At 39.4% G+C, this 12,240-nt stretch carries 9 protein-coding genes and 1 pseudogene; 9 read left to right on the top strand and 1 reads right to left on the bottom strand.

The annotated features are described in order from the left end of the window. Nucleotides 1-10: 10 nt before the first annotated feature. The 5 genes and pseudogenes from N8O43_RS01745 (at nucleotide 11) to ciaH (ending at nucleotide 6,071) form a co-directional block, all read left to right on the top strand. A pseudogene (locus N8O43_RS01745) lies at nucleotides 11-914 on the top strand (putative PEP-binding protein). Then, entirely contained in the window at nucleotides 856-1,296 is a 441-nt protein-coding gene (locus tag N8O43_RS01740) for an ASCH domain-containing protein (RefSeq protein ID WP_261089219.1), read from the top strand. The pseudogene N8O43_RS01745 and the gene N8O43_RS01740 overlap by 59 nt, the downstream one beginning before the upstream one ends. 121 nt (nucleotides 1,297-1,417) lie before the next feature. After that, entirely contained in the window at nucleotides 1,418-3,964 is a 2,547-nt protein-coding gene (locus tag N8O43_RS01735; protein WP_261089214.1) for a M1 family metallopeptidase, read from the top strand. Between the two features lie 108 nt (nucleotides 3,965-4,072). Next, complete coding sequence (ciaR, locus tag N8O43_RS01730) at nucleotides 4,073-4,747, top strand: two-component system response regulator CiaR (protein ID WP_000590639.1); 675 nt, start codon at nucleotides 4,073-4,075, stop codon at nucleotides 4,745-4,747. Next, a complete protein-coding gene (gene ciaH / locus N8O43_RS01725; protein ID WP_261089211.1) occupies nucleotides 4,737-6,071 on the top strand; it encodes a two-component system sensor histidine kinase CiaH in 1,335 nt (444 codons plus the stop codon). Before ciaR ends, ciaH begins: the two co-directional genes overlap by 11 nt. 33 nt (nucleotides 6,072-6,104) lie before the next feature. Here the strand turns inward: ciaH and N8O43_RS01720 are convergent, their stop codons facing one another. Continuing rightward, nucleotides 6,105-6,392 (bottom strand): DUF3270 domain-containing protein, encoded by a 288-nt coding sequence (locus N8O43_RS01720; RefSeq protein ID WP_261089210.1) that lies wholly within the window; start codon nucleotides 6,390-6,392, stop codon nucleotides 6,105-6,107. 359 nt (nucleotides 6,393-6,751) lie between these two features. Between N8O43_RS01720 and N8O43_RS01715 the strand changes: the two genes are divergently transcribed. From N8O43_RS01715 to N8O43_RS01700, 4 genes are all read left to right on the top strand, one after another. Beyond that, nucleotides 6,752-7,807 carry an ABC transporter permease gene (locus N8O43_RS01715; protein ID WP_261089209.1) on the top strand — a complete coding sequence of 352 codons (1,056 nt, stop codon included), beginning with the start codon at nucleotides 6,752-6,754 and terminating at the stop codon, nucleotides 7,805-7,807. 13 nt (nucleotides 7,808-7,820) lie between these two features. Beyond that, complete coding sequence (locus tag N8O43_RS01710; protein ID WP_060628530.1) at nucleotides 7,821-8,501, top strand: ABC transporter ATP-binding protein; 681 nt, start codon at nucleotides 7,821-7,823, stop codon at nucleotides 8,499-8,501. 126 nt (nucleotides 8,502-8,627) lie between these two features. Next, complete coding sequence (locus N8O43_RS01705; RefSeq protein WP_060628529.1) at nucleotides 8,628-9,557, top strand: peptidase U32 family protein; 930 nt, start codon at nucleotides 8,628-8,630, stop codon at nucleotides 9,555-9,557. Between the two features lie 198 nt (nucleotides 9,558-9,755). Further along, the gene (locus N8O43_RS01700) at nucleotides 9,756-12,206 is read left to right on the top strand and encodes a bifunctional DnaQ family exonuclease/ATP-dependent helicase (RefSeq protein WP_261089207.1); all 2,451 of its coding nucleotides are present in this window, start codon (nucleotides 9,756-9,758) and stop codon (nucleotides 12,204-12,206) included. Nucleotides 12,207-12,240 lie beyond the last annotated feature (34 nt).

Below are 12,240 nucleotides of genomic sequence, written 5' to 3'. Positions count from 1 at the left end.
GTGAATGGACATGAAAAACCAACTTGCCCTTAGTGGCGAAAAACTTGATGAAAAAGTTTACCCACAACTATTTCATCATGTTGGCATGATTCGTGGAGAATATTTGTTGAGAGAGTTCAACCAAAACATACTGTTACCTAGTTGTCAGCAATTTGTAAAAGATTATCTAGAGACTATCTGCTCCCTGTACTCAGATGAAGAAGTTTGGTATCGTTTTTCTGAATTAACGAATACAGAAGCTAATTGTCTAAAGGGGACTAAAGAGTATTTTGATGAAAATCATCCCTTATTTGGATATAGAGGAACTAGGCGTTTGCTGGCGTGTCCGGATGAATTTCAGGCTGAAGCACATGTCGTTACAGAAGTTTATCAAAACAATCCCAATCTATCTGTTATCTTTCCCTTTGTCAATGATGCTGAGCAGTTAAAGCAATCTATTACAGTATTGCGTCAGCAGGGTTTTACTGGGAAAATTGCCACGATGATTGAATTACCGTCAGCGTATTTTGACTTGTATAGGATACTGGAAGCGGGTATTTCAAAGATTGTAGTTGGAATGAATGATTTGACTTCTTTTGTTTTTGCGACTGTGAGAAACAGTCAATGGCATGATATGGAAAGTCCAATAATGTTAGATATGCTAAGAGATATGCAGGATAAAGCAAGGATGAAAAAGATTGACTTTGCTGTAGCAGGCTATCTGAATACTTCTTTCATACAAAAAATGAATCAGATGGGTATCGAATGCATTCTTCATTACAGCTCTATTCCGGAGATTTTTAATTTAGAGATTGACCATCCAGATCATCTTAAACACATAAAAGAAGAAAGTAAAAAATTACAAAGGAGCAACCCATGACACCGCAAGAAATGTGGAATGCATACAAGAAAATCAATCCTTCAATCGGAGATGAAATCGATGCTTGGGCTTTTGGAGTGGAACCAGATCTTTTAGCAGATTTGGTGTTTAAAGGTGAAAAGACGGCAACGGCTTCAGCCTACGACCTTTACGCACTAGAAGGCGAATCTCTTCCGCAAGAAGGGACATTTGATGTCATTTTAGACAGTCAAAATCAGGCAGTCTGCATTGTCGAAATTACAAGGGTTTCCTTTCAGCCCTTTAATCAAGTTTCTGCGAAACATGCCTATAAGGAAGGTGAGGGAGACAAATCTCTGACCTATTGGCGGCAGGTTCATGAGGATTGTTTCGCCGAGTGGTTGAGAGAAGCAGGACTGACTTTTACACCTGAAAGCAAGGTTGTTTTAGAAGAATTTCGCAAGGTCTACCCCCTGTAGACTATTAGAAGGAAGAAAGTTTTGGAAATGACCGTCCAATCCTTTTTTCTTAAGCAAAACATGATATAATAAGTTTGTTTGAAGAAGAGCTCTAGCTCTTAAACTTAGATAGGAGAAAACTATGCAAGCAGTTGAACATTTTATTAAGCAATTTGTTCCTGAACATTATGATTTATTTTTAGACTTGAGTCGTGAGACCAAGACTTTTTCAGGAAAGGTGACTATTACTGGTCAAGCACAGAGTGACCGTATTTCCCTTCACCAAAAAGACTTGGAAATCGCTTCTGTAGAAGTTGCAGGGGAAGCTCGCCCATTCACAGTTGATCATGACAACGAAGCTCTTCATATTGAATTAGCTGAGGCTGGTCAAGTTGAAGTGGTTATCGCTTTCTCAGGAAAAATTACAGACAACATGACAGGGATTTACCCTTCTTATTACACAGTTGATGGAGTTAAGAAGGAGGTCTTGTCAACTCAATTCGAGAGCCATTTTGCCCGCGAAGCCTTCCCATGTGTGGATGAACCAGAAGCTAAAGCAACTTTTGCCCTCTCTCTACGTTTTGACCAAGCAGAAGATGAATTGGCCTTGTCTAACATGCCAGAAACCGATGTTGAAAAACGTAAGGAAACAGGTATCTGGAAGTTTGAGACAACACCTCGCATGTCTTCTTACTTGTTAGCCTTTGTAGCAGGTGATTTGCAAGGTGTGACGGCTAAAACTAAAAACGGTACCCTCGTAGGTGTTTATTCAACCAAAGCTCATCCACTATCAAACCTTGATTTCTCACTGGATATCGCTGTTCGCTCTATCGAGTTTTACGAAGATTACTATGGAGTTAAGTACCCGATCCCTCAATCTCTCCACATCGCCCTTCCTGACTTCTCAGCTGGAGCTATGGAAAACTGGGGTCTTGTGACCTACCGTGAAGTTTACTTGGTTGTGGATGAGAACTCTACCTTTGCCAGCCGTCAACAAGTTGCCCTTGTTGTGGCCCATGAATTGGCTCACCAATGGTTTGGTAACCTCGTAACTATGAAATGGTGGGATGACCTTTGGCTCAATGAAAGCTTCGCCAACATGATGGAATACGTCTGTGTGGATGCTATTGAACCAAGCTGGAATATCTTTGAAGATTTCCAAACAGGTGGTGTTCCGTCTGCCTTGAAACGTGATGCGACTGATGGTGTTCAATCTGTTCACGTCGAAGTTAAACATCCAGATGAAATTAATACGCTCTTTGATGGAGCTATCGTCTATGCCAAAGGAAGTCGTCTCATGCACATGCTCCGTCGTTGGCTAGGTGATGCCGATTTTGCCAAAGGTTTGCATGCCTACTTTGAAAAACACCAATACAGCAACACCATTGGTCGTGACCTTTGGGATGCTCTTGGTCAAGCGTCTGGACGTGATGTCGCAGCCTTCATGGATTCTTGGTTGGAACAACCTGGTTACCCAGTTCTCACTGTCAAAGTTGAAAATGATGTCTTGAAGATTTCACAAAAACAATTCTTTATTGGTGAGCACGAAGACAAGAACCGTCTCTGGGTTGTGCCACTAAACAGCAACTGGAAAGGCTTGCCTGATACACTCGAAACTGAAAGTATCGAAATCCCTGGCTACGCAGCCCTTCTTGCTGAAAACAAAACAGCACTTCGTCTCAACACTGAAAATACAGCCCACTACATTACAGACTATCAAGGAGACTTGTTAGATGCTATTCTTGCTGACCTAGTTGAGTTTGATAACACAAGTAAACTGCAGATCGTTCAAGAACGTCGTTTGCTTGCTGAAGCAGGGCACATTTCTTATGCTGACTTGCTTCCAGTCCTTGATAAACTTGCTAAAGAAGAATCTTACCTTGTCGTTTCAGCTGTTTCTCAAGTAATTTCTGCCCTTGAGCGCTTTATCGATGAAGGAACAGAAGCTGAAACAGCCTTCAAAGTCTTGGTTGCTAAATTGGCTCGTCATAATTATGACCGTCTTGGTTTTGAAGCTAAAGATGGCGAATCAGATGAGGATGAATTGGTTCGTCAGTTGACTATTTCCATGATGATTCGCTCAAATGATGCAGAAGCTAGTCAAGTCGCTAGCCAAATCTTCGCAGCCCACAAGGATCATCTTGCAGGACTTCCAGCAGCTATTCGCTCACAAGTTCTGATCAATGAGATGAAACATCATGAGACTAAAGACTTGTTAGCACTTTATCTTGATACTTATACTCACGCAACAGATGCTGTCTTTAAACGTCAGTTGGCAGCAGCTCTTGCCTACAGTACAGATGCGGACAATATCCAAACCTTGATTGCTGCTTGGAAGGACAAATTTGTGGTCAAACCACAAGACTTGTCTGCTTGGTACTTCCAGTTCTTAAGCCATCAAGCAACTCAGGAAACAGCATGGTCTTGGGCTCGTGAAAACTGGGCTTGGATTAAGGCAGCCCTTGGAGGAGATATGAGCTTTGATAGCTTTGTTATCCTTCCTGCTCACGTATTTAAGACTCAGCAACGTTTGGCAGAGTACAAGGAATTCTTTGAACCGCAACTTTCTGACCTTGCTCTTAGCCGTAACATCGGTATGGGAATCAAGGAGATTGCAGCGCGTGTTGACTTGATTAACCGTGAAAAAGCTGCAGTGGAAGCAGTCGTTCTTCAATACGGAAATGCATAAATAAGCCTAAAATAACAAGAAAACTCAGCTATCTCATATAAAATGCAGAGAGTTGAGTTTTTTTTAAGGCAAATTTGGTATAATGGTTTTAATAAGGAGGAGTTTCTCATGATAAAAATCTTATTAGTTGAGGATGACCTAGGCCTGTCAAATTCAGTATTTGACTTTTTAGACGATTTTGCGGATGTCATGCAGGTATTTGATGGAGAAGAAGGTCTCTACGAAGCTGAGAGTGGCGTCTATGACTTGATTTTGCTCGATTTGATGTTGCCAGAAAAAAATGGCTTCCAAGTTTTGAAAGAATTGCGTGAAAAGGGAATTACGACTCCAGTTCTGATCATGACTGCAAAGGAAAGTTTGGATGACAAGGGACATGGATTTGAATTGGGAGCGGATGATTATCTGACCAAACCTTTCTACCTAGAAGAACTCAAAATGCGGATTCAAGCCCTTCTCAAACGTTCAGGTAAGTTTAATGAAAATACCTTGACTTATGGAAATATTGTAGTTAATTTGTCAACAAATACCGTTAAGGTTGAAGATACTCCTGTCGAATTGCTGGGGAAAGAGTTTGATTTATTAGTTTATTTCCTTCAAAATCAAAATGTTATTTTGCCGAAAACTCAGATTTTTGATCGTCTATGGGGATTTGATAGTGACACAACGATTTCAGTTGTCGAAGTTTACGTTTCAAAAGTCCGTAAGAAATTAAAAGGAACCACTTTTGCAGAGAATTTACAAACCTTGCGCAGTGTTGGGTATATTTTAAAAGATGTTCAGTAAACTAAAAAAAACATGGTATGCGGATGACTTTAGTTATTTTATCCGCAACTTTGGTGTCTTCACTCTTATTTTCTCTACCATGACCTTAATTATTTTACAGGTCATGCATTCGAGTCTCTATACTTCGGTGGATGATAAGCTTCATGGACTAAGTGAAAATCCTCAGGCAGTTATTCAGCTTGCTGTAAATAGGGCAACAGAAGAGATTAAAGATTTAGAGAATGCCGCTACAGATACTAGCAAGACTGAGATAAAACCCAATGTCAGTTCTAACACAGAAGTCATTCTTTTTGATAAGAATTTTACCCAGCTCCTTTCTGGAAATCGATTTTTGGGCTTGGATAAGATTAAGTTAGAAAAGAAAGAACTAGGCCATATCTATCAGATTCAAGTTTTTAATAGCTATGGACAGGAAGAAATTTATCGCATGATTTTGATGGAAACCAATATCAGTTCGGTTTCAACCAATATCAAGTATGCTGCTGTCTTGATTAATACCAGTCAGTTGGAGCAGGCCAGTCAAAAGCACGAGAAATTGATTGTGGTCGTGATGGCAAGTTTCTGGATTTTGTCTTTACTTGCCAGTCTCTATCTAGCTAGGGTCAGTGTTCGTCCTCTGCTTGAGAGCATGCAGAAGCAACAGTCCTTTGTGGAAAATGCCAGTCATGAGTTACGAACTCCACTCGCAGTTTTGCAAAATCGTTTAGAGACCCTTTTTCGTAAGCCAGAAGCAACCATTATGGATGTGAGCGAAAGCATTGCCTCTAGTTTGGAAGAAGTTCGAAATATGCGTTTTTTGACGACAAACTTGCTGAACTTAGCTCGTAGAGATGATGGGATTAAGCCGGAACTTGCAGAAGTTCCAACCAGTTTTTTCAATACGACTTTCACAAACTATGAGATGATTGCTTCTGAAAATGACCGTGTCTTTCGTTTTGAAAATCGTATCCATCGAACGATTGTCACAGATCAGCTTCTTTTGAAACAACTGATGACTATCCTATTTGATAATGCTATCAAATATACTGAGGAGGATGGTGAAATTGATTTTATGATTTCAGCGACTGATCGTAATCTTTATTTGCTAGTTTCCGACAATGGAGTCGGTATTTCAGCAGAAGATAAGAAGAAAATTTTTGATCGTTTTTATAGAGTGGATAAGGCTAGAACCCGCCAAAAAGGTGGTTTTGGTTTAGGTTTATCCCTAGCCAAGCAAATTGTAGATGCCCTAAAAGGAACCATTACTGTTAAAGATAATAAACCGAAAGGAACAATCTTTGAAGTGAAGATTGCCATTCAGACACCATCTAAAAAGAAAAAATAAAAATATCGCTCCAGATGGGGCGATATTTTGGATTTATCTTCTACGTTTTCGTTTGATGATAGACCGTTGAACTTTTAAAATAAGTAAGCTGGATCCGATTGCTGCGGCAAATGCAAGAGCAGTTGATAGTTTTAATGCTAAAAAGATAAAACTAAAGATAGCAATACAGATACAAAAAACAGCGATATTAACAAAAAATAGGATTTCCTTGAGATTGGCATCAGATTGCGCTTCAGGTGTATAATCTTGATAGCGAGGAACCTGCTGGCTTAATTCTTCTTGATAGTCTACCTCATAGGACTGTAATTTTCTTACGGGCATGATTCTCTCCTTAACAGTACATACCTATTTTATCATTTTTTCAGCAGAGAATTATTACAGAAAGGTTACAATAAGAATAAAGTCCCTTTTCAAAATCACTTTTCTTGACACCATAATGTGAAAATGATAGGATGGATGGACACCAAATACTTATTAATATTCATAATTGCTTATATTCGTAAGGAAATTGAGCTACCAAATGATTCTTTTTTACGAAAATTTGTTTCCTTATTTTCTTGATTTTATTTAATTTGATTAGTGAGATTTGTTTTGAATACAGAGACAGATTTTCTGTCTCCTATTTTTATAGTAGTGGGGTGTCTAATCGATACCTCTTGGAAAAGTTAAAGGAGATCAGCATGTATCTTGCTATCAAAGAAATATTACAAAACAAACTTCGATATAGTTTGATTCTAACTACCATTTTTCTTATCGCTTTCATGGTCTTTTTTATGACCAGTTTAGCTCTTGGTCTTGTGCGAAACAACCGAGCCGCTATTGATAATTGGCAAGCGACGGGTGTGGTTTTATCTGACTACGCAAATGATAATTTGACGGCATCTTTTATTCCTGAAAAGGACTACAAGGATAAGAGTTCTAAAGAGGCTACTCCACTAGGGTATATGTTTGCTGTGACCAATCTAGTCGATGATAGTGAAAAGGTCAATGTTTCCATCTTTGCTCAAGAGTGGGACGCTTTTATCTCTCCTAGTTTGACGGAGGGCCGTTATCCTGAAGGGGATGATGAGGTGGTCGTGGATCAGTCCTTTGAAAACTATGGAATGAAGTTGGGTGATGCCATTCAGCTCAATGGAAGCGAAGTAAGTTACAAGATTGTAGGGCTGACTAAAGGAAATAAGTTTTTTACTGAGCCAGTTGTCTTTACGAGTTTGACAACTTATTGGACCTTACAAGGAACTTTAAAATCTAATAAATCGATCTCTGCCTTGGTATTGAAAAATGATATAGAAGTGGCTGGCGATGGATTGAAACAGATTTCTATTCCAAAAATGATATCGAAAATTCCTGGTTACACACCTCAGGTTAATGTATTTTCAGGGATGATTATTGCTATGATTGTCATCACAGGCTTGATTGTGGGTATATTTGTTTATATCATTACCATACAAAAACTAGGACTTTATGGAATAATGCGGGCTCAGGGAATACAGATCAAAACCATTGTATGGTCTCTTTTCTGTCAAATCTTCTTCCTAGCTGGTATGGGGATTGCTTTAGCCTTGCTTGCTATTGGAGGAGTGATTTTAGTCTTACCAGCTACTTTCTTTTTCTACCCAAGTTGGATAGCCTACTCTGTCCTAAGTTTGGTGATTTGTTTGATGGCCATGCTAGGTGGTGTCATTTCACTTCCACGCTTGCTAAAGGTGGACCCGATTACTGCGATTGCAGAATGATAAGGAGAATAGTATGACAGCATTGATTGAAATGACTCAAGTGACAAAAACGTACGGGGAAGGAAAGATGAAAGTCGTAGCTCTACATGAGACGAATTTTCAGCTAAATGCGGGAGAGTTCGTAGCTATCGTTGGGCCTTCAGGTTCTGGAAAGACGACTTTTCTAACGACTCTAGGACAACTTCAGGAAGAATCGAGCGGAAAAATTTTAGTTAAGGGGAAGGAAACAGGCAGTTTAACGGAGAAGGAGAAAACAGACCTCCGTTTTAGAGAGTTTGGCTTTATTCTTCAGGCTTCAAACTTAATTCCTTTTCTAACGGTCAAGGAACAGCTGGACTTGATAGACAGACTGGATAAGGGAAAAAATAGTAAAAGTGATCGAAAAGAGTTACTTGACTTGTTGGATTTGGAAAAGGTACAAGATCAGTATCCCAAGGCTTTATCAGGTGGCGAACGTCAACGGGCCGCAATTGCTAGAGCGCTTTATAACAATCCGAGCATCGTTCTTGCAGATGAGCCAACAGCTAGTCTTGACACAGAGCGGGCCTATCAAGTAACAAATATGCTAGCATCTATCGCACATGAGCAAGGTAGAGGAGTAGTGATGATTACGCACGATACTCGTCTTCTAGATAAGGTGGACCGTGTTTATGTGATGAACGATGGACACCTAGTTGAAGAAACACATGCATAAAAAGAGAGTGAACGGTGCTGGTACTGTTCACTTTTTAATTGCAAACCTTAAAAAATGACTTTGCCTTTTTTAGAAAATTCCCAGTATTCATAGCTGATTTTTGAGAAATGTGGTATAATTTTTCTTATGGAAAAGATTATCATTACAGCAACTGCTGAAAGTATTGAACAAGTTAAACAACTGCTCGAAGTTGGCGTAGATCGTATCTATGTCGGTGAGAAAGATTTTGGCCTTCGTCTGCCAACAACCTTTAGTCATGACAAATTGCGTGAAATTGCTAAGGTGGTTCATGAAGCAGGTAAGGAATTGATTGTTGCGGTTAACGCCCTCATGCACCAAGATATGATGGATCGTATCAAGCCTTTCTTAGACTTTTTGGAAGAAATCCAGACAGACTACATTACGATTGGGGATGCAGGTGTCTTTTATGTGGTCAATCGCGATGGCTATTCCTTTAAGACCATCTACGATGCTTCTACTATGGTAACTAGCAGTCGCCAGATTAACTTCTGGGGACAAAAGGCTGGTGCATCTGAGGCTGTTTTGGCGCGTGAAATTCCATCAGCTGAACTTTTCAAAATGCCAGAGATTTTGGAAATTCCTGCTGAAGTTTTGGTTTACGGAGCTAGTGTTATTCACCATTCTAAACGTCCGCTCTTGCAAAATTACTATAACTTCACGCATATTGATGATGAAAAGACTCGCAAGCGTGACCTTTTCTTGGCAGAGCCAAGTGACCCTGAGAGCCATTACTCTATCTTTGAAGACAATCATGGTACCCACATCTTTGCCAACAATGACCTTGATTTGATGACCAAATTGACAGAATTGGTGGAGCATGGTTTTACTCATTGGAAATTAGAAGGACTTTATACTCCTGGTCAGAACTTTGTTGAGATTGCAAAACTCTTTATCCAAGCGCGCAGCTTGATTCAAGAGGGTAACTTTAGCCATGACCAAGCTTTCTTGCTGGATGAAGAAGTTCGTAAACTTCACCCTAAAAACCGTTTCCTTGATACAGGATTTTATGACTACGATCCTGACATGGTTAAATAAAGTAAATGATTCGTTGAGAGAGCGAAGATGCAAACATTTCTTCTCTTAATTTTTCTTATTCTCCAATATTTTCAAAGAATTAGTAGGCTAGGATGCTCTATTTACTAGGATTTTTAAGAAAAGTGACCTTCTTGAGTTTGAAAATTATCCCATGTTTGCAGGTGCCAAATGGCCCTTTTTTTGGTATAATTTTTTATAATGAAAACGATTGGTAATCGCTATGTTGTGGTTGATTTAGAGGCAACTAGCACAGGTAGTAAGGCTAAAATTATCCAAGTGGGAATTGTCGTGATTGATGACGGAAACATCGTCGATCACTATACGACGGATGTTAATCCACATGAACCCTTGGATGCTCATATCAAAGAACTGACAGGATTGACAGACCAACGTCTGGCGCAAGCACCTGATTTTTCGCAAGTTGCTAGAAAAATCTTTGACTTGGTGAAGGATGGGATTTTTGTAGCCCATAATGTTCGATTTGATGCCAATCTCTTGGCGGAAAATTTATTTTTTGAAGGCTATGAACTAAGAAATCCTCGTGTTGACACGGTCGAATTGGCTCAGGTCTTTTTCCCTGAACTGGAAAAATATAGCTTGCCGATATTGTGTCGAGAATTAGGAATTCCTCTAAAACATGCTCACACAGCCCTTTCAGATGCCCAAGCTACAGCGGAATTACTTCTTTTTTTACGAGAAAAGATGGCCCAACTTCCTAAAGGTCTTTTAGAACGCTTGCTGGAAATGGCTGACGCTCTCTTATATGAGTCCTACTTGGTTATTGAAGAAATTTATTGCAACCAATCTATTCTGACTTCTTCAGATTTGGTCGAAGTTCAAGGACTATATTTCAAGAAACCTGCAACCCCAAATGAGTCACGAAAATTATCTCAAGATTTTTCTAAAAATATTTCTTTGTTGAACCTTGAAGTGAGGGAACGACAAGAAAGTTTTGCTAGAGAGGTTGGCTTGCTATTGAAAGATGAGCCTGTCTCTCTGATTCAAGCACCGACAGGGATTGGGAAAACCTATGGCTATCTCTTACCCGCTTTATCTCAAGCCAAAGAGCGTCAAATTGTTCTTAGTGTTCCGACAAAGATTCTTCAAAATCAGATCATGGAAGAAGAAGGAAAACGTCTTAAGGATGTGTTCCATATAGATATTCATAGTTTAAAGGGACCACACAATTATCTGAAGTTGGATGCCTTTTATCGTTCCTTGCAGGAAAATGATGAAAATCGCTTATTTAGACGCTTTAAAATGCAACTCTTGGTCTGGCTGACAGAGACAGAAACAGGAGATTTGGATGAAATCGGGCAACTCTACCGTTACCAACATTTTCTAACAGATCTTCGTCATGACGGGAATTTATCATCTCAAAGCTTATTTGTGACGGAAGATTTTTGGAAACGTAGTCAAGAAAGGGCAAAAACCTGCAAGCTTTTAGTGACCAATCATGCCTATCTTGTAACCAGACTTGAAGATAATCCTGAATTTATCAGCGACCGTTTACTGATTATTGATGAAGTCCAAAAAGTTTTGTTGGCTCTAGAAAATCTGCTTCAACAGACCTACGATATCCAGTCTATTATTGATTTAGTTGATAAGGCTTTAGTAGGAGAAGAAAATAGGATTCAACAACGAATATTAGAAAGTATTCGCTTTGAGTGTCTCTACTTGATAGAACAATTTCAGTCTGGAAAATCTCGAAAAAATATCTTGGATTCTCTGGCCAATCTCCACCAGTATTTTTCAGAATTAGAGGTAGAAGGCTTTGAGGAACTGGTTCGCTATTTTACGGCTGAAGGTGATTACTGGCTTGAAGCAACTGAAACGAGTCAGAAGAAAATTCAGATTTCTTCTACAAAATCAGGTCGTATTCTTCTATCTTCTTTAGTGCCTGCTTCATGTCAAGTCTTGGGAGTGTCGGCTACTCTTGAGATTAGTCAGAGGGTTTCTTTGGCAGACCTTTTAGGTTATCCCGAAGCCAAATTTGTTAAGATTGAAGCTCATAAAAAACAGGATCAAGAAGTGGTCTTGGTCAAAGATTTTCCCCTGGTAACAGAAATCTCCTTAGAAGTTTACGCTAAAGAGGTAGCTGATTTGCTGATGGATGTTCAAGTTTTCCAACAACCGATTTTGGTTCTCTTTACTGCTAAAGATATGCTTCTAGCAGTATCGGATTTACTTCCAGTTAGCCATCTGGCCCAGTATAAAAATGGGGATGTTCATCAACTGAAGAAACGCTTTGAAAAAGGAGAACAACAAATCTTGCTTGGTGCAGCAAGTTTTTGGGAGGGAGTTGATTTTTCAAGTCATCCTTTTGTGATTCAAGTTGTACCGAGACTTCCTTTCCAAAATCCCCAAGATCCCTTGACGAAAAAGATTAATCAGGAACTAATTCAAGAAGGGAAAAATGCCTTTTATGATTATCAATTGCCTATGGCTATTATTCGTTTAAAACAGGCTTTGGGAAGAAGTATGAGACGTGAACACCAACGTTCTTTAACCCTCATTCTGGATAGGAGAATCGTCGGAAAGCGATATGGCAAACAGATAGTAGCATCTCTAGCAAAAGAAGCGACTGTTAAAACCGTCTCTCGATCCGAAGTTGATGAGGCTGTTGATAAATTTTTAAATGAACTTTGATAAATAGTATTGTATGAAAGTATAAGGTTAGTGT

Source organism: Streptococcus mitis (genome assembly GCF_946190335.1).
Taxonomy (GTDB): domain Bacteria; phylum Bacillota; class Bacilli; order Lactobacillales; family Streptococcaceae; genus Streptococcus; species Streptococcus mitis_CH.
This window is presented reverse-complemented; position numbering and strand designations above follow the sequence as displayed.

Coding starts and splice junctions, on each gene's coding strand:
- N8O43_RS01740 (WP_261089219.1), top strand. CDS start 856: ATGACACCGCAAGAAATGTGGAATGCATACAAGAAAATCAATCCTTCA.
- N8O43_RS01735 (WP_261089214.1), top strand. CDS start 1,418: ATGCAAGCAGTTGAACATTTTATTAAGCAATTTGTTCCTGAACATTAT.
- ciaR (WP_000590639.1), top strand. CDS start 4,073: ATGATAAAAATCTTATTAGTTGAGGATGACCTAGGCCTGTCAAATTCA.
- ciaH (WP_261089211.1), top strand. CDS start 4,737: ATGTTCAGTAAACTAAAAAAAACATGGTATGCGGATGACTTTAGTTAT.
- N8O43_RS01720 (WP_261089210.1), bottom strand. CDS start 6,392: ATGCCCGTAAGAAAATTACAGTCCTATGAGGTAGACTATCAAGAAGAA.
- N8O43_RS01715 (WP_261089209.1), top strand. CDS start 6,752: ATGTATCTTGCTATCAAAGAAATATTACAAAACAAACTTCGATATAGT.
- N8O43_RS01710 (WP_060628530.1), top strand. CDS start 7,821: ATGACAGCATTGATTGAAATGACTCAAGTGACAAAAACGTACGGGGAA.
- N8O43_RS01705 (WP_060628529.1), top strand. CDS start 8,628: ATGGAAAAGATTATCATTACAGCAACTGCTGAAAGTATTGAACAAGTT.
- N8O43_RS01700 (WP_261089207.1), top strand. CDS start 9,756: ATGAAAACGATTGGTAATCGCTATGTTGTGGTTGATTTAGAGGCAACT.